Here is a 15,632-nt window from a genome sequence, read left to right as displayed (position 1 = left end):
GGCGGGGTGATGCGGTGGTGCTATCGGCGGTTGACATCATCCCCGCGGACCCCGCCTCCCCCGAGACTCTCTCCAGTCCCCTAGAGGAGGAGCCCCCCATGCGTCACCCCAAGGTCCTCACCTCCGTACTGACCGCCACCCTCGGTCTCGGTCTCGCCGCCTCCCTCGGCGTGGCCCCGGCCGCGGCCCAGAGCGCCGGCCACTCCGCCGTATCCGGCAACTCGGCCGCTGCGTACGCCGGTTCGGCGGAGAACGCCAAGGCCAACAAGGCCTTCTTCGACGCCGTCATGAAGTCGGTGGCGCAGAAGCGGGCCGCCACTCCCGGCGCGGCCGCCGTCACCGTCGTCTACAGCGCCGCCAACGCGCCGAGCTTCCGCACCCAGATCGCCCGCTCCACCCAGATATGGAACAGCTCGGTGGTGAACGTCCGGCTCGTCGAGGGCAGCAACCCGGACTTCCGCTACTACGAGGGCAACGACTCCCGTGGCTCGTACGCGAGCACCGACGGTCACGGTCGCGGCTACATCTTCCTGGACTACCGGCAGAACCAGCAGTACAACTCCACCCGGGTGACCGCCCACGAGACCGGCCACGTCCTGGGGCTCCCGGACCACTACAGCGGTCCGTGCAGCGAGCTCATGTCGGGCGGCGGCCCCGGCACGTCCTGCCAGAACGCCCAGCCGAACGCCCAGGAACGGTCCCGCGTCGACCAGCTCTGGCGCTACGGTCTCGCCTCCGCCTTCAAGGGCTGACGAGCGGCGCGTGAGGTGAAGGCGGCGGCCGGCCCCCTCCCCGGGGCCGGCCGCCGCGCTCGTCTCAGGCCGCCTGGAGCAGGCGGCGGGCGAAGTCCGCGCCGGGCGGCAGCTGTCGGCGCACCCGCTCCAGGGCGCCGTCGAAGTCGCCTCCGGCGACGCACGACTCGAAGGCGGCGCCGCCGCAGTGCAGGGTCAGACTCAGGTCCGCGCGCTCACCGAGCGTCAGCAGACAGCTCAGGGTCGCCTGCTGGGTGGCGCCGTCCACGACGACGGGGAGCGGGAGGTCCCACTCCAGGACGCAGCCGGTGAGGGGCTGCCCGCCCTCGCCGGCCGCGCTGAGCGCGGCGAAGCCCTCGCCGGTGTACTCGACCCCCCTGATCCGGGTGGCGACGCGCCGCCCGACGGCCGTGATGACGATCGCTTCCGCGCCGCTGCGGTCCCGGTACCAGCCGGTCCAGACTTCTGTCGACTCCGATGACATGCGCGGACTGTAGCGGCATGACCGGCTCCGGCGCGCGGCCGGTCGCCCCGAGGCCGGACTTCTCCCGATCTCGCCCGCTTGCCGCCCCGCTTCCCGCCGTTACCGCTTCCTGGTGTACGTGCGGACGATCACGCCGTTGTCGAAGGCGCGTACGTCGCCGAGCGTGAAGTCGCGGGGCTCGAAGTCGGCGCCGAACATCGGCATACCGGTGCCGTAGACCTGCGGGTAGGTCTTGATGACCAGCTCGTCGATCTCCTCGATGAGCTCGCCGGCGATGGTGGAGCCTCCGCAGAGCCACACGCCCAGCGGGCTGTCCTCGGCCTTGAGCTCGCGGACACGGCCGACGAGGTCGTCGCTGATCAGCTCCACGTCGGGGTGGGGCGACTCGGTGAGAGAGCGGGTGGCGACGAACTCGCGAAGGTGGCCGTAGGGGCTGGTGACGCCGATGTCGAGGGCGAGCTGGTACGAAGCCCGTCCCTGGACGACGGTGTCGAAGTGCTTGTTCTCGCCGTCGATGCCGAGGGCTTCCCGGCCGTGGGTCGGAATGGTCTCCGGGTAGTCGGAACCCATCCACTCCAGGTAGGAGCCCTCGGTGAACGCGAACATCGAGGTGGCATCGCCCTTGGGGTCACCGATGAAACCGTCGATGGTGCAGGCGATGTAGTACGTGAGCTTGCGCAAGCCGGTCCTCTTCTGCTTCGGAGTGTGGCTGCGCTCGCAACCACGACGGCTATAGTGCTTCACCTGTAGTGGTTGCGCAAGCCCTCTTTTCGAAAAAGATCACACCCAACGCAGAGGAGCCGGTCCATGGCGAGAAACGCGGAACGCCGTACGGCACTACTCGACGCCGCGATCGAGGCACTTGCGGACGAAGGCGCCCGTGGGCTCACCTTCCGGGCGGTCGACGCCCGGGCGGGGGTTCCCACGGGCACCTCGTCCAACTACTTCCGCCACCGGGACGAGTTGCTCTCCCAGGTCGCCGACCGGATCTTCGTACGCCTCACGCCTGCGCCCGGGGACGTCGACACCGCCCTGCTGCCGCCGCCGAGCCGCGCACTGCTCGTCGAGCTGATGCGCCGACTCGCCCAGCGGCTCGCCACCGAACGCACCTGCTACCTCGGGCTCTTCGAGCTCCGCCTCGAAGCCGTACGCCGCCCCGAGCTGCGCATCCAGCTGACCAAGGTGCTCCGGGCCGACCTCGACGAGAACATCCGGCTGCATCTCGACTCGGGGATGCCCGGGGACGCCGACACCGTCCGCCTGCTCTACTTCGCCCTCACCGGGCTGCTGTTCGACCACTTCACCGTGCCGGGCCTGCACGGTGACCAGGGCCTCGACGACCTGATCGAGTCCGTGGTCACCCGCATCGTCCCCGAGCCGTGAGACCCCCGGCCGTCAGCGCGTACGCCGGGTGACGAACTCCGCGAGGGCCAGCAGGTCCCCGGCCGCGTCCAGGTCCGGTACCGCCTGCGCCAGGTACTCCACGGCGCGGCCCATGCGCTCGGCCGCCTGGGCCTGGGCCCAGTCACGCCCACCGGCCCGCTCGACCGCGTCGGCCGCCGCCCGTACCGCCGCCGCGTCGAGGACCGGACGGGAGTACAGCTCGGCCAGCTCCTCGCCCGCCGCGGTGCCCGAGGCGAGCGCCGCCACCACCGGCAGCGACTTCTTGTGGGCGACGAGATCGGCCCCGGCCGGCTTGCCCGTCCGGTCGGGGTCGCCCCAGATCCCGATGAGGTCGTCGATCAACTGGAAGGCCAGACCGGCCTCCCGGCCGAAGGCGTCCATCGCGGCGACCTCCTCCTCCCCCGCGCCCGCGTAGAGCGCGCCGAGGGCGCAGGAGCAGCCGAGCAGGGCTCCGGTCTTGGCGGTGGCCATGGCGAGGCACTCGTCGAGGGACACCTCACGCGGGCCGCGCCGCTCGAAGGCGCAGTCCGCCTGCTGGCCCGCGCACAGCTCGATGATGCAGGCCGCCAGGCGCGCGGAGGCCGCCGTCGACGCGGGATGCGGATCCTCGGCGAGCAGCCGCAGGGCGAGCGCGCTCATCGCGTCTCCCGCGATCAGCGCGTCCGGGACTCCGAAGACGGTCCAGGCGGTGGGCCGGTGCCTGCGGGTCACGTCCTCGTCGACGATGTCGTCGTGGAGCAGGGTGAAGTTGTGGGCGAGCTCCACCGCGGCCGCGGCCTTCACCGCCCGCGTCTCGTCGGCTCCGAGCGCGCGGGCCGCCGCGAGGACCAGGGCCGGGCGTATCGCCTTGCCGGCCCGCTCCGTGGCCGGTGTGCCGTCGGCGTGCTCCCAGCCGAAGTGGTACATGGCGACCCGGCGCATGGAACCGGGCAGGGTTTCGACGGTCGAGCGCAGTTGGGGGTCGACGGCGGTCCGCGTCCGGTCCAGGAGCGCCACGGCCCCCTGACCGTCGGTGACGGCATCCACGCTGGTCATGGTCACGTCCTTCGTATCCTCCGTGTCGTTGTGCGGGGCGAGGAGCCGGGATCGCCCGGGGGCGGGAGGGTTCGGTCCCCGCCCCCGGGCGTCGTCGGCTCAGCGCCAGCGGCTGACCTCGACGTTCTCCAGGACCCCGAGCGCGTCCGGGACGAGGACCGCGGCCGAGTAGTAGGCCGTGACCAGGTACGAGATGATCGCCTGCTCGTCGATGCCCATGAAGCGGACGGAGAGGCTGGGCTCGATCTCGTCGGGGATGCCGGTCTGGTGCAGACCGATCACGCCCTGGTCGGCCTCGCCGGTACGCATGCAGATGATCGAGGTGGTCCGGGCGTCCGAGACCGGGATCTTGTTGCACGGGTAGATCGGCACCCCGCGCCAGGTCGGGATGCGGTTGCCGTTGATGTCGATCGTCTCGGGCACCAGACCGCGCTTGTTGAGCTCGCGGCCGAAGGCGGAGATGGCGCGCGGGTGGGCGAGGAACAGCTTGGAACCCCGGCGGCGGGACAGCAGCTCGTCCATGTCGTCGGGGCTGGGGGCGCCGTCGTGCGGCTGGATCTGCTGCTCGTAGTCGCAGTTGGACAGGAGGCCGAACTCCTTGTTGTTGACCAGCTCGTACTCCTGGCGCTCGCGGAGTGCCTCGACCGTGAGCCGCAACTGCTGCTCGGTCTGGTTCATCGGCTGGTTGTAGAGGTCGGCGACGCGGCTGTGGACCTTCAGCACGGTCTGGGCGACGCTCAGCTCGTACTCGCGGGGCGAGGCGTCGTAGTCGACGTAGGTGTGCGGGACGACTGCCTCACCGACGTGGCCGGCGGAGAGGTCGATCTCGGCCTCGCCGTACCTGTTGGTGCGCTGGTGGGGCAGCGCGGCCACGCTCGCGAGGTGGGCGGCGAGCGAACCGGCCCGGTCCGCGAGGTTCCGCACGTCGTCGCGGGTGAGCTCCAGGACCGTGCAGGCGGTGGCGGCGCGGGCGCTCCACTCCCAGGTGGCGTCCGGGTCGACGAGCGCGGTGTCGCCGAAGTAGGAGCCGTCCGCGAGGACACCGAGGACGGTCTCGTCGCCGTACGGCCCCTCGCCGATCTGCTCGACCCTGCCGTGCGCGAGGAGGTGGACGCGGTCGGTCGGCTCGCCCGCGACGGCGATCACCTCACCGACCGCGTACTCCCGCTGGCGGCAGCGGGACGCGAGCTCGGTCAGGGCCTCCTCGTCCTCGTAGCCGCGCAGGACGGGGAGTTCGCCGAGTTCGGCGGGGATGACCGCGACGCGCTCTCCGGTCTGGACGAAGGTGACGCGGCCGTCACCCACGGAGTAGCTGAGCCTCCGGTTCACCCGGTACGTACCGCCCTGCACCTGGACCCACGGCAGCGCCCGCAGCAGCCACCGCGAGGTGATCTCCTGCATCTGCGGCGCCGACTTGGTGGTCGTGGCGAGGTTCCGCGCGGCGGCGGTACTGAGACTCTGCTGCGGAGCCTGCTCCGCGCGTACGTCGTCGCCAACCGAACCAACGGACATGGAACTCCCTCTCGTATGACTGAGTTGCGAGACGAAGCCTTTCAGCACGGAACGTGTCGGCGCCATTACACATTCGGGTGGGACTGTTCGGTGATCTTCGGGGCATGTCACGCGATTTCCCCCCGAACAGCGGAACCTCACCACCCCGGGGGGCGCTGTCCGGATCGGCTCGCACACGGTCCGAACGGATGGCAGCGGAGTGGCGCAGTCCGGTACTCCGGAGGCATCGGGGTCCGGTAGCTCCGGGACTCCGGAAGCCCATCCCGTCCTCCGAAGGGAGTCGGTCATGTCCACCCCCATGTCCGCGAACAGGTTCCTCGGCGCGCTGCGCGACGAGGGCCTCGCGGTCGTCCAGGTCGGCGACTGGTCCACCCACAACCGCAACCACAAGGGCCCTTGGGGGCCGGTGCACGGCGTGATGATCCACCACACCGTGACCCGCGGCACCGCCGGCACCGTCCGGCTCTGCCGGGACGGCCACGACGCCCTGCCGGGGCCGCTCTGCCACGGTGTGATCGCCAAGGACGGCACGGTCCACCTGGTCGGCTACGGGCGCGCGAACCACGCGGGGCTCGGCGACGACGAGGTGCTCAGGGCGGTCATCGCCGAGCGGCGCCTGCCGCGGGACGACGAGGCCACCACCGACGGCAACCGGCACTTCTACGGCTTCGAGTGCGAGAACCTCGGGGACGGCAAGGACCCGTGGCCGAAGGTCCAGCTGGAGGCCATCGCGAAGGCGGCGGCCGCAGTGTGCCGGGTGCACGGCTGGACGCACCGCTCGGTCATCGGACACCTGGAGTGGCAGCCGGGAAAGATCGACCCGCGCGGCTTCACGATGGGCTCGATGCGGGAGCGGATCGCCGACCGCCTGCGCTGACCGTGCCGGCCGGGACGGACAATGACCGGGTGAACGCGTACGACCTCTCCCGCCTGCGGCCCCGGCTCCCCTCGCCCCTGGAGCCGGTGGAGGACGAGCGCTTCGCCCGGCGCGGGCTCACGCTGCTGCTCAAGCGCGAGGACCTCATCCACCCCGAGCTGCCGGGCAACAAGTGGCGCAAGCTCGCCCTCAACCTGGGGGCCGCGGACGGGCGTCCGGTGCTCACCTTCGGCGGCGCGTACTCCAACCACCTGCGGGCGACGGCGGCCGCCGGCCGGCTGCTCGGCTTCCCCACGGTCGGGATCGTCCGGGGCGACGAGCTGGCCGGGCGCCCGCTCAACCCGTCCCTCGCGCGGTGCGCGGCGGACGGGATGCGGCTGGAGTTCGTGGACCGGGCCACGTACCGCGCGAAGAACGACCCGGCGGTCCTCGCGGCGCTCCTGGAGCGGGCCCCCGCGGGCGCGTACGTGGTCCCGGAGGGCGGAAGCAACACCCTCGCCGTGCGGGGGTGCGTCGAGCTGGGCCGCGAGCTCGCCGGTGCGGCGGACACGGTCGCCGTCGCCTGCGGCACGGGCGGCACCCTCGCGGGCCTCGCGGCCGGCCTCTCGGCCGGACAGAGGGCGCTGGGCTTCCCCGTCCTCAAGGGCGGTTTCCTGGGCGACGAGGTCCGGGCCCTCCAGGAGGCGGCGTTCGGCGGGCGGCGCGGCGAGTGGGCGCTGGACGAGCGTTTCCACGGTGGGGGGTACGCGCGCACGTCCCCCGTTCTGGAGGCGTTCGCACGCGACTTCGAGGCGCGGCACGAACTCGCCATCGAGCGACTGTATGTGGCCAAAATGCTTCATGGCCTCACGGTCCTGGCGGAGGAGGGCGCGTTCCCGGCGGGTACCCGGCTCGCGGCGGTGGTGACGGGCGCCCCCGACGCGCTCCAGCCGCCCCCGGCGGCGGGATCCCCGGCGCCCCGGCCGCCCCTGCCCGAGGCGCCCCCGCCGTCCTTGCCGGACCCGTCTCAGTCCTCCGCCTCCGCGCGGTAGGCGGCCGCCTCCTCCAGGTCGAGGCGGCGGAGCAGGGTCCGCATCATCTCGTCGTCGATCCGGCGTGCGTCGCGCAGCCGCACGAAGACCTCGCGCTCGGCGTCGATCATCTCGCGCGAGATGCGCCGGTACGTGTCGTCCGCGGTCTCCCCGGTGACCTCGTTGACGGCCCCGAGCCGCTCCCAGACCGCGTTGCGGCGCCGCTCCAGGACGGTGCGGAGCCGGTCGGCGAGAGGCGTCGGCAGGGCGTTGCGCTCGTCGGCGAGAAGCGCGTCGAGGCGCTCCTCGGCGGCCCGTGAGGCCTCGCTCTGGGCCTGCGCCTCGGCCAGGGTCTCGGCGTACCTGTCCCGCTTGGGAAGCTTCAGGAGCCGGATGAGGGGCGGCAGGCTGAGGCCCTGCACCACGAGGGTGCCGATGACGGTGGTGAAGGTGAGGAAGAGGACCAGGTTGCGGGCGGGGAACCCCTCACCGTCGACGACGACGGGGATGGAGAAGGCGATGGCCAGGGACACCACGCCGCGCATGCCGGCCCAGCCCACGACGAGCGGAGCCCTCCAGTCCACGCCGGGTTCCCGTTCCCTGATCCGGGCGGAGAGCCACCGGGGCAGGAAGGTCGCCGGGTAGACCCAGACGAACCGCACGAGGACCACGGCGAGGAAGACCCCGACCGCGTACCGGACCGCCTCGCCGATGCCGTACTGGCCGAGGCCCTGGACGACGTACGGCAACTGGAGGCCGATCAGGGCGAAGACGGCGGACTCCAGGACGAACGCGACCATCTTCCACACCGCCTCCTCCTGGAGCCGGGTCGCGAAGTCGACCTGCCAGGCGCGGTGGCCCAGGAAGAGCCCGACCACGACGACGGCGAGGACCCCGGAGGCGTGGACCTCCTCCGCCGCCGCGTAGGCGACGAAGGGGATGAGGAGGGAGAGGGTGTTCTGGAGCAGCGAGTCGCCGAGCCGCAGGCGCAGCCAGTGGATGGGGACCATGAGGATCAGGCCGACACCGATCCCGCCGACGGCGGCGAGCGCGAAGTCGCCGAGGCCGCCGGCCCAGCTCACACCCTCGCCGACGGCCGCCGCGAGGGCGACCTTGAAGGCGGTGATGGCGGTGGCGTCGTTCACGAGGGACTCGCCCTGGAGGATCGTGGTGATCCGGTTCGGCAGGCCGAGCTTGCGGGCGATGGCGGTGGCGGCGACCGCGTCCGGCGGGGCCACCACGGCGCCCAGCACGAGGGCGGCGGTGAGCGGCAGGTCGGGGACGAGGACGTACGCGAGCCAGCCCACGGCCACGGTGGCGAAGAGGACGTACCCCACGGAGAGCAGGGCGACGGGCCGGATGTTGGCCCGCAGATCGAGGTACGAGGAGTCGACGGCGGCCGTGTAGAGGAGCGGCGGCAGGATCAGCGGCAGCACGATGTGCGGGTCGAGGGTGTAGTCGGGCACCCCGGGGACGTACGCGGCGGCCAGGCCGGCGGCGACCAGGAGCAGCGGAGCGGGCACAGGGGTCCGCCGGGCGGCCCCCGCGATCGCGGCGCTCGCCGCCACCAGTGCCACCAACTGCAGTGATTCCATGCCCGTCCCCGTCATGAGCCGCCACGTAACCTGGCCATCATGAGCGAGTGCCCCCACGTTGCCGAAATGCCGCGCCCCGAGCCGGCGCCCCTGGCCGACACCTGTCCCGAGTGCCTGGCGGACGGGACGCATCCGGTCCAGCTGCGGCTCTGTCTGAGCTGCGGGCACGTGGGCTGCTGCGACTCGTCGGCGGGGCGGCACGCGACGGGGCACTTCTCGTCGACGGGGCACCCGATGATGCGGACGTTCGAGCCGGGTGAGGCCTGGCGCTGGTGCTTCGTGGACGGCGCGATCGTCTGAGCGGGCCCGCCCGTCCCGGTGTCCCGCGCCCCTGCCTGTCCCGACCTTCGGCGTCCCTGTTCGTCCCGATGTGCCGGGCGGTTCGGTCCTCGGACCGTACGCCCCTCCGGCGATTCGGCCGTGCGGTGGTTCGCCCGCTCCCCGGGTGGGTACGTCACCCCTCCGCCGGTCGCTCGGTTCCGGCTCCCGCAGACCCCCGCCCACCGTCCGCAGCCATGGGCCTACCATGGGTGATGACCGGCGGCCGGGGCGTCGACGGGGGCGGGGAGTTCGCGGCGACACGGCGGGACGGATCGCGATAGCGTCACGGCGGACTGCGCAGCCCCCTGCGTACCGCCCGGTTCGGGGGCCTCTCCCCCCGAGCCCCGAATGAGCTTGTGCCACCTTGGAGGTGAGGGTGTCCCAGATCGCAGGTGAGCCCGGGACCCAGGACTTCGTGGAAGTCCGGCTGCCCGCTGCGGGTGCCTATCTGTCCGTGCTGCGTACGGCCACGGCCGGCCTCGCGGCGCGCTTGGACTTCACCCTCGACGAGATCGAGGACTTGCGGATCGCGGTCGACGAGGCCTGCGCCATCCTGCTCCAGCAGGCCGTGCCGGGGTCCGTCCTCAGCTGTGTCTTCCGGCTGGTCGACGACTCCCTCGACGTGACCGTCTCCGCCCCGACGACCGACGGGCGGGCGCCCGAGCGGGACACCTTCGCCTGGACGGTGCTGTCGGCACTGGCCGGGAAGGTCGAGTCGTCGGTGGCCGAGGACCGTACGGTCTCGATCAGCCTGTACAAACAGCGCGGCGCGGGGCCAGGCCCGGCGTGAGGAGCGGGGACGCGACGGCCGGCATCCCTGAGCAGCAGGCGCGGCCGCATGAGGTCGCTACGGAGCGGGCGGACCAGATGAGCGAGCACGAGCAGCACCACGAGGTTCCCGAGACGCCGGGCGTCTCCGAGGCCCCCCGGGGCCCCGCGAGTGTGAACGGCTCCCCGGAGGCCTCCGGGCCCCACGGGACCGCGGGGGTTGCCGCGAGTCGGAAGTCCGAGGAGTCGGACGAGTCCGAGGGGTCCCCGGAGTCCGGGGAGGCCGAGGGGTCGGTCGAGGCGGAGAAGGCCTCGGACGACGAGACCGAGGCAGACGAGGCCCCGGACGTCGTCCGCACCGCCCCGGACCCGCACGACCGCAGCGGCGCCCGCGCTCTGTTCGTCACGCTGCGCGAGCTGCCGGAGGGCTCCTTCGAGAAGGCGGAGCTGCGCAACCGGCTCGTACGGATGCATCTGCCGCTGGTGGAGCACCTGGCCCGGCGCTTCCGCAACCGCGGCGAGCCGCTGGACGACCTGACCCAGGTGGCGACGATCGGCCTGATCAAGTCGGTGGACCGGTTCGACCCGGAGCGCGGGGTCGAGTTCTCGACGTATGCGACCCCCACGGTCGTCGGCGAGATCAAGCGTCACTTCCGCGACAAGGGCTGGGCGGTCCGGGTGCCGCGCCGCCTCCAGGAGCTGCGGCTCTCGCTGACCACGGCGACGGCGGAGCTCTCCCAGCAGCACGGCCGCTCACCGACCGTGCACGAGCTGGCCGAGCGGCTGGGGATCTCGGAGGAGGAGGTCCTGGAGGGCCTGGAGTCGGCGAACGCCTACTCGACGCTCTCCCTGGACGTCCCCGACACGGACGACGAGTCCCCGGCGGTGGCGGACACGCTCGGCGCGGAGGACGAGGCCCTGGAAGGGGTCGAGTACCGCGAGTCGCTCAAGCCGCTCCTCGAGGACCTGCCGCCCCGGGAGAAGCGGATCCTGCTGCTGCGCTTCTTCGGCAACATGACCCAGTCGCAGATCGCGCAGGAGGTGGGCATCTCCCAGATGCACGTCTCCCGCCTGCTGGCCAGGACCCTCGCCCAGCTGCGGGAGAAGCTCCTGGTGGAGGAGTAGGTCCCGTCAGGCTTCCTGACCGGGGCGCCGGATGCCGAGCGCCTCGGTCGTGGCCGGGTTCACCAGCAGGACGAGCCCGGTGACGGCCAGGACGCCGAGGACGGCGCCGGCCGGGATCATCGCACTGTCCGCCTGGGTCATCTGCCAGGCGACCGGCAGGGCCAGGATCTGGGTGATCACGGCCGGGCCGCGGCTCCAGGAGCGGCGCAGCCACAGGCCGCGGGCGGCGGCGAGCGGGATCAGACCGAGTGCGACGAGCGTCACAGCGCCCGTGAGCGCGCCGGTGACGTCGCCGGTCGTCCGCGTCAGGGCGTCCACCAGCATGTAGACACCTCCGGCGACGAGCCCGAGGGCCTCGATACCGGCCACGGCCGCGACGGCGGCGAGGCGGGCGGGGCGGGGGGTCTGCTCCGTACTGCTCATACAGGGCAGGGTAGCCGGGGTATCACCCCTCGATCTCGGCCGCCCGGTGGGCTCGGCGGCGGGGTGTCCACGGGATGGCCGGCGCTGGGCCCGGTACCGCCGGGTAGGTACGCTGAAGCTCATGCGCGCACTTCTCGTGGTCAATCCGGCAGCCACCACCACCAGTGCCCGCACCCGTGACGTGCTCATCCACGCGCTCGCGAGCGAGATGAAGCTGGAGGCCGTCACCACCGAGTACCGCGGGCACGCGCGGGACCTCGGCCGTCATGCCGCCGAGGCCGGAAACATCGATCTCGTCGTGGCCCTGGGCGGCGACGGCACGGTGAACGAGGTCGTCAACGGGTTGCTGCACGACGGGCCCGACCCCGACCGGCTGCCGGGGCTCGCGGTGGTCCCGGGTGGTTCGACCAATGTGTTCGCCCGTGCCCTCGGCCTGCCGAACGACGCGGTGGAGGCGACGGGCGCGCTGCTCGACGCGTTGCGTGAGCGGCGGGCACGCACGGTGAGCCTCGGCCTCGCGTCGGGGACGCCGGGCACGGAGGACGAGTCCGTGCCGTCCCGCTGGTTCACCTTCTGCGCCGGGCTGGGATTCGACGCCAGTGTCATCGGCCGGGTCGAACAGCAGCGGGAGCGCGGGAAGAGATCCACGCACGCCCTCTATCTGCGCCAGGTGGCACGTCAGTTCTTCGAGGAACCACACCGCCGGCACGGCACGGTCACCCTGGAGCGCCCCGGCGCCGAGCCGGTCGAGAACCTGGTCCTCTCCATAATCTGCAACACCTCCCCCTGGACCTACCTGGGCAATCGTCCGGTGTACGCGTCGCCAGAGGCCTCATTCGAGACCGCGCTCGACGTGCTGGGGCTGCGCCGTCTCTCCACCGCCGCCGTGGCCCGCTACGCCACCCAGCTGCTCACCTCGACCCCGGATCGGGGCCCGCGCGGCAAGCACGCGGTGTCCCTGCACGACCTGACCGACTTCACCTTGCATTCGAAGGTTCCCCTCCCCCTGCAGATGGACGGAGACCACCTCGGACTGCGTACGAGCGTCGCGTTCACAGGCGTTCGCCGTGCACTGCGTGTGATTGTGTGAGTGGAAGGGCCGAAAGTCCTTTCACTCGAACGTTTAGGCGTGCATCCACCCCTTAGAAGTACGGCTGTGACCTAGCCGACACCGAGGAATCAAAAAAAACTTTCCGCAAGGGGTTGTATCCGCTGCCGAGGTTTGCGAGTCTCTTCTTGGCGATCGGGACGGCCCGCAACACCGGCCTCCACTGAGAGCCAGAACCCCTCCTCAGCCCAAGGACCACACCAGTTCATCTGGCAGTCGGCCCTTCCCTTGCGGAGGGATTCGTGAAAGCGTTCACATTCACAAGCAATTGCATGTCATACCAAGAGAGGTAGCAGCCATGGACTGGCGTCACAACGCCGTTTGTCGTGAGGAAGACCCCGAGCTGTTCTTCCCCATCGGCAACACCGGTCCTGCGCTGCTGCAGATCGAGGAAGCCAAGGCCGTCTGCCGCCGCTGCCCCGTCATGGAGCAGTGCCTGCAGTGGGCGCTCGAGTCCGGCCAGGACTCCGGCGTCTGGGGTGGCCTCAGCGAGGACGAGCGCCGCGCGATGAAGCGCCGTGCCGCTCGCAACCGGGCGCGTAACGCCAGCGCCTGACGCCCACCGACAGCCTGAGGCCGGCGGCGCGCACATCGCGTGCGCAATCACCGCCCTTGAGCCGCAGCGCGCAGCAGTAACCCACAGCATTCGAGCCCCGGACCGATCTCCTTCGGTCCGGGGCTCGCTGCTGTGACGCGGCCGCGTACTACTTCTGCGGCTGCACGGGAACGTCGAGGACCACCTTCGTACCGCGCCCGGCGCCCGGCAGCATGTCGAAGGTTCCGCCCAACTCCCCTTCCACCAGGGTGCGTACGATCTGGAGTCCGAGGTTTCCGGCGCGCTGCGGGTCGAAGCCCTCGGGCAGGCCCCGGCCGTCGTCCTGGACCGTGATCAGGAGCCGGGCCTCGGGCCTCGGCTCGCCACGCACCGCGGTGACCTCGACGGTTCCTTCGTCGCCCTGGACGAAGGCGTGCTCCAGGGCGTTCTGCAGAATCTCGGTGAGGACCATGGAGAGCGGGGTCGCGACCTCGGCGTCCAGAATGCCGAAGCGGCCGTTGCGCCGACAGGTGACCCGGCCCGGGGAGATCTCGGCCACCATCGCGATCACCCGGTCGGCGATCTCGTCGAACTCGACCCGCTCGTCCAGGTTCTGAGACAGCGTCTCATGGACGATGGCGATCGAACCGACCCGCCGTACGGCCTCGTTGAGGGCCTCGCGGCCGCGGTCGGAGTCCATCCGGCGGGCCTGGAGGCGCAACAGGGCGGCCACCGTCTGCAGGTTGTTCTTCACCCGGTGGTGGATCTCCCGGATGGTGGCGTCCTTGGTGATCAACTCACGCTCACGGCGGCGCAGTTCGGTGACGTCCCGGAGCAGGACGAGCGAACCGATGCGGGTGCCCTTGGGCTTGAGCGGGATCGCCCGCAGCTGGATCACGCCGCCGTTGCCCTCGACCTCGAACTCGCGCGGCGCGTATCCGGAGGCGAGCGTGACCAGGGCCTCGTCCACGGGGCCGCGCGAGGGGGCGAGTTCGGCGGTGATCTGACCGAGGTGCTGGCCCACGAGGTCGGCGGCGAGACCGAGCCGGTGGTACGCGGAGAGGGCGTTGGGCGAGGCGTACTGGACGATGCCCTCGGCGTCCAGGCGGACGAGTCCGTCGCCGGCCCGGGGCGAGGAGTCCATGTCGACCTGCTCGCCGGGGAACGGGAAGGTGCCCGCCGCGATCATCTGCGCGAGGTCGGAGGCCGACTGGAGGTAGGTGAGCTCGAGCCGGGAGGGGGTGCGGACGGTCAGCAGGTTGGTGTTGCGGGCGATGACGCCGAGGACCCTGCCCTCGCGGCGGACGGGGATGGACTCGACCCGTACCGGCACCTCCTCGCGCCACTCCGGGTCGCCCTCGCGGACGATCCTGCCCTCGTCGAGCGCGGCGTCGAGCAGCGGGCGGCGGCCGCGCGGCACGAGATGGCCGATCATGTCGTCCTGGTAGGAGGTGGGGCCGGTGTTGGGCCGCATCTGGGCGACGGAGACGTACCGCGTGCCGTCGAGGGTCGGGACCCAGAGCACGAGGTCGGCGAAGGACAGGTCGGAGAGCAGCTGCCACTCCGACACCAGCAGATGGAGCCACTCGAGGTCGGAGTCGCTCAGGGCGGTGTGCTGGCGCACGAGGTCGTTCATGGAGGGCACTGTGCGAGCGTACCCGCGGAATAAAGAGCCGGTGAACCTGGATCTCCGGGCGTTCGTACTGGAGGATGGGCCATGAACGACCGCGTACGTGTGGATGGACAGACAAGAATGGTCTAGTCCACAATGAACGTGATAGAGGCTCCACCCTCCCCGCACAGGAGGGTGGAACGAGGTACCCGACGCTCTCTGCCCTGACTGCGTCGAGACCTCCCACACGGCCGAGGGACCGCACACCCCCGGCCGGAGCAACTCCGGGCTGCGGTGCCGGGCGGGCTGAGGGTCCCGTCAGGCGCCGCGGCCCGCGGGTGTTTCCGGGGCTGTTTTCGCGGTCGCCCCCGAGATCGCGCCCGAGACCGCGTCGGGGGCGTTTTCCGCCGGTACGCGCGCGGGGGCGGGCGGCCAGGCCCGCATCGCCGTCTCGGCCACGGCCGCCAGCTCCGCCGCCGTCGCCCCGTCCCGGGCCTGCTGCGACATGCCCTGGAGGACGGCTCCGGAGAAGCGGGCGAGCGCGCGGGCATCGGTGTCGGCAGGCAGCTCGCCCGCCTCGACGCCCTGCTGGATACGGGCCTCGAAGGACGTGAGATTGGCGTTCCTGCGGGCTCTCAGGGACTCCTCGACCTCCGGGGTCGAGCAGTTGGTCGCGGCGGAGATCATCAGGCAGCCGCGGGGGTGGCCGGGCTCCGCGAAGAGTTCGGCCGCCTCGCCGAGGAGCCTGCCGATGGCACCGCGGGCGGTGGCCTCCTCCGCGAAGGCCCGGCCGCCGTACGCACCGTACGAGGTGGCGTAGACCTCGACGACCTCCTCGAACAGCGTCTTCTTGTCACCGAAGGCCGCGTAGAGGCTGGGTGCGCTGATGCCCATGGCTCGGGTGAGGTCGGAGACGGAGGTCGTCTCGTAGCCGTGCTCCCAGAAGGCCATCGTGGCCTGCTCCAGGGCCGTGAGCCGGTCGAAGGAGCGGGGGCGGCCGCGCTGTGTCGTCACCATGGAATGAATTCTATAGCGCGCGCTACGGAAGTGGGGTACGGTCTTTACGTAACG

17 protein-coding genes are annotated in these 15,632 nt (G+C 71.5%); 9 read left to right on the top strand and 8 right to left on the bottom strand.

The window, feature by feature from the left end:
* Positions 1-98 precede the first annotated feature (98 nt).
* Positions 99-752, top strand: coding sequence for a snapalysin (snpA, locus tag ABZ567_RS08885; RefSeq protein ID WP_360786100.1), 654 nt, complete (start codon positions 99-101; stop codon positions 750-752).
* 64 nt (positions 753-816) lie between these two features.
* Here the strand turns inward: snpA and ABZ567_RS08880 are convergent, their stop codons facing one another.
* Both ABZ567_RS08880 and ABZ567_RS08875 read right to left on the bottom strand, forming a co-directional pair.
* Complete coding sequence (locus tag ABZ567_RS08880) at positions 817-1,236, bottom strand: DUF6304 family protein (protein WP_360786099.1); 420 nt, start codon at positions 1,234-1,236, stop codon at positions 817-819.
* Positions 1,237-1,335: 99 nt separating this feature from the next.
* Positions 1,336-1,917, bottom strand: a complete 582-nt coding sequence (locus tag ABZ567_RS08875) for a dihydrofolate reductase (RefSeq protein ID WP_360786097.1) — start codon at positions 1,915-1,917, stop codon at positions 1,336-1,338.
* 126 nt (positions 1,918-2,043) lie between these two features.
* Between ABZ567_RS08875 and ABZ567_RS08870 the strand changes: the two genes are divergently transcribed.
* The gene (locus tag ABZ567_RS08870) at positions 2,044-2,619 is read left to right on the top strand and encodes a TetR family transcriptional regulator (protein WP_360786095.1); all 576 of its coding nucleotides are present in this window, start codon (positions 2,044-2,046) and stop codon (positions 2,617-2,619) included.
* A gap of 12 nt (positions 2,620-2,631) precedes the next feature.
* On the opposite strand, the gene ABZ567_RS08865 is transcribed toward ABZ567_RS08870, so the two are convergent.
* Both ABZ567_RS08865 and ABZ567_RS08860 read right to left on the bottom strand, forming a co-directional pair.
* The gene (locus tag ABZ567_RS08865; RefSeq protein ID WP_360786093.1) at positions 2,632-3,675 is read right to left on the bottom strand and encodes a family 2 encapsulin nanocompartment cargo protein polyprenyl transferase; all 1,044 of its coding nucleotides are present in this window, start codon (positions 3,673-3,675) and stop codon (positions 2,632-2,634) included.
* Between the two features lie 99 nt (positions 3,676-3,774).
* Positions 3,775-5,187 (bottom strand): family 2B encapsulin nanocompartment shell protein, encoded by a 1,413-nt coding sequence (locus ABZ567_RS08860; protein ID WP_360786091.1) that lies wholly within the window; start codon positions 5,185-5,187, stop codon positions 3,775-3,777.
* Between the two features lie 286 nt (positions 5,188-5,473).
* Here ABZ567_RS08860 and ABZ567_RS08855 point away from each other — a divergent pair, with 286 nt between their 5' ends.
* Positions 5,474-6,064 carry an N-acetylmuramoyl-L-alanine amidase gene (locus tag ABZ567_RS08855; RefSeq protein WP_360786089.1) on the top strand — a complete coding sequence of 197 codons (591 nt, stop codon included), beginning with the start codon at positions 5,474-5,476 and terminating at the stop codon, positions 6,062-6,064.
* A gap of 29 nt (positions 6,065-6,093) precedes the next feature.
* Positions 6,094-7,095 (top strand): pyridoxal-phosphate dependent enzyme, encoded by a 1,002-nt coding sequence (locus ABZ567_RS08850; RefSeq protein WP_360786087.1) that lies wholly within the window; start codon positions 6,094-6,096, stop codon positions 7,093-7,095.
* On the opposite strand, the gene ABZ567_RS08845 is transcribed toward ABZ567_RS08850, so the two are convergent.
* Complete coding sequence (locus tag ABZ567_RS08845) at positions 7,071-8,669, bottom strand: Na+/H+ antiporter (protein WP_360786085.1); 1,599 nt, start codon at positions 8,667-8,669, stop codon at positions 7,071-7,073. The two genes, ABZ567_RS08850 and ABZ567_RS08845, sit on opposite strands and share 25 nt — an antisense overlap.
* 39 nt (positions 8,670-8,708) lie before the next feature.
* Here ABZ567_RS08845 and ABZ567_RS08840 point away from each other — a divergent pair, with 39 nt between their 5' ends.
* The 3 genes from ABZ567_RS08840 (at position 8,709) to ABZ567_RS08830 (ending at position 10,883) form a co-directional block, all read left to right on the top strand.
* A complete protein-coding gene (locus tag ABZ567_RS08840) occupies positions 8,709-8,969 on the top strand; it encodes a UBP-type zinc finger domain-containing protein (RefSeq protein ID WP_360786083.1) in 261 nt (86 codons plus the stop codon).
* Positions 8,970-9,366: 397 nt separating this feature from the next.
* A complete protein-coding gene (locus tag ABZ567_RS08835; RefSeq protein ID WP_015036094.1) occupies positions 9,367-9,780 on the top strand; it encodes an anti-sigma regulatory factor in 414 nt (137 codons plus the stop codon).
* Positions 9,777-10,883 (top strand): RNA polymerase sigma factor SigF, encoded by a 1,107-nt coding sequence (locus tag ABZ567_RS08830; RefSeq protein WP_360786081.1) that lies wholly within the window; start codon positions 9,777-9,779, stop codon positions 10,881-10,883. The genes ABZ567_RS08835 and ABZ567_RS08830 overlap by 4 nt, the downstream gene beginning before the upstream one ends.
* Positions 10,884-10,889: 6 nt before the next feature.
* Here the strand turns inward: ABZ567_RS08830 and ABZ567_RS08825 are convergent, their stop codons facing one another.
* Positions 10,890-11,306: a hypothetical protein gene (locus tag ABZ567_RS08825; protein WP_360786080.1), complete on the bottom strand. Its 417-nt coding sequence runs from the start codon at positions 11,304-11,306 to the stop codon at positions 10,890-10,892.
* 121 nt (positions 11,307-11,427) lie between these two features.
* On the opposite strand from ABZ567_RS08825, the gene ABZ567_RS08820 reads away from it, so the two are divergent.
* Both ABZ567_RS08820 and ABZ567_RS08815 read left to right on the top strand, forming a co-directional pair.
* The gene (locus ABZ567_RS08820) at positions 11,428-12,396 is read left to right on the top strand and encodes a diacylglycerol kinase family protein (RefSeq protein WP_360786078.1); all 969 of its coding nucleotides are present in this window, start codon (positions 11,428-11,430) and stop codon (positions 12,394-12,396) included.
* Between the two features lie 316 nt (positions 12,397-12,712).
* Positions 12,713-12,970 carry a WhiB family transcriptional regulator gene (locus tag ABZ567_RS08815; RefSeq protein WP_003953983.1) on the top strand — a complete coding sequence of 86 codons (258 nt, stop codon included), beginning with the start codon at positions 12,713-12,715 and terminating at the stop codon, positions 12,968-12,970.
* Positions 12,971-13,118: 148 nt separating this feature from the next.
* On the opposite strand, the gene ABZ567_RS08810 is transcribed toward ABZ567_RS08815, so the two are convergent.
* Positions 13,119-14,585, bottom strand: coding sequence for a histidine kinase N-terminal domain-containing protein (locus tag ABZ567_RS08810; protein ID WP_360786076.1), 1,467 nt, complete (start codon positions 14,583-14,585; stop codon positions 13,119-13,121).
* A 294-nt stretch (positions 14,586-14,879) separates the two neighbouring features.
* Positions 14,880-15,578 (bottom strand): TetR/AcrR family transcriptional regulator, encoded by a 699-nt coding sequence (locus ABZ567_RS08805; protein ID WP_360786074.1) that lies wholly within the window; start codon positions 15,576-15,578, stop codon positions 14,880-14,882.
* Positions 15,579-15,632 lie beyond the last annotated feature (54 nt).

It is taken from the genome of Streptomyces sp. NPDC016459 (genome assembly GCF_040632845.1).
Classification (GTDB): domain Bacteria; phylum Actinomycetota; class Actinomycetes; order Streptomycetales; family Streptomycetaceae; genus Streptomyces.
The sequence above is the reverse complement of the archived record's forward strand: the minus strand, read 5'-3'. Positions and strand labels throughout refer to the sequence as shown.

Coding starts and splice junctions, on each gene's coding strand:
- ABZ567_RS08825 (WP_360786080.1), bottom strand. CDS start 11,306: ATGAGCAGTACGGAGCAGACCCCCCGCCCCGCCCGCCTCGCCGCCGTC.
- snpA (WP_360786100.1), top strand. CDS start 99: ATGCGTCACCCCAAGGTCCTCACCTCCGTACTGACCGCCACCCTCGGT.
- ABZ567_RS08865 (WP_360786093.1), bottom strand. CDS start 3,675: ATGACCAGCGTGGATGCCGTCACCGACGGTCAGGGGGCCGTGGCGCTC.
- ABZ567_RS08820 (WP_360786078.1), top strand. CDS start 11,428: ATGCGCGCACTTCTCGTGGTCAATCCGGCAGCCACCACCACCAGTGCC.
- ABZ567_RS08840 (WP_360786083.1), top strand. CDS start 8,709: ATGAGCGAGTGCCCCCACGTTGCCGAAATGCCGCGCCCCGAGCCGGCG.
- ABZ567_RS08880 (WP_360786099.1), bottom strand. CDS start 1,236: ATGTCATCGGAGTCGACAGAAGTCTGGACCGGCTGGTACCGGGACCGC.
- ABZ567_RS08815 (WP_003953983.1), top strand. CDS start 12,713: ATGGACTGGCGTCACAACGCCGTTTGTCGTGAGGAAGACCCCGAGCTG.
- ABZ567_RS08805 (WP_360786074.1), bottom strand. CDS start 15,578: ATGGTGACGACACAGCGCGGCCGCCCCCGCTCCTTCGACCGGCTCACG.
- ABZ567_RS08845 (WP_360786085.1), bottom strand. CDS start 8,669: ATGGAATCACTGCAGTTGGTGGCACTGGTGGCGGCGAGCGCCGCGATC.
- ABZ567_RS08860 (WP_360786091.1), bottom strand. CDS start 5,187: ATGTCCGTTGGTTCGGTTGGCGACGACGTACGCGCGGAGCAGGCTCCG.
- ABZ567_RS08810 (WP_360786076.1), bottom strand. CDS start 14,585: ATGAACGACCTCGTGCGCCAGCACACCGCCCTGAGCGACTCCGACCTC.
- ABZ567_RS08870 (WP_360786095.1), top strand. CDS start 2,044: ATGGCGAGAAACGCGGAACGCCGTACGGCACTACTCGACGCCGCGATC.
- ABZ567_RS08855 (WP_360786089.1), top strand. CDS start 5,474: ATGTCCACCCCCATGTCCGCGAACAGGTTCCTCGGCGCGCTGCGCGAC.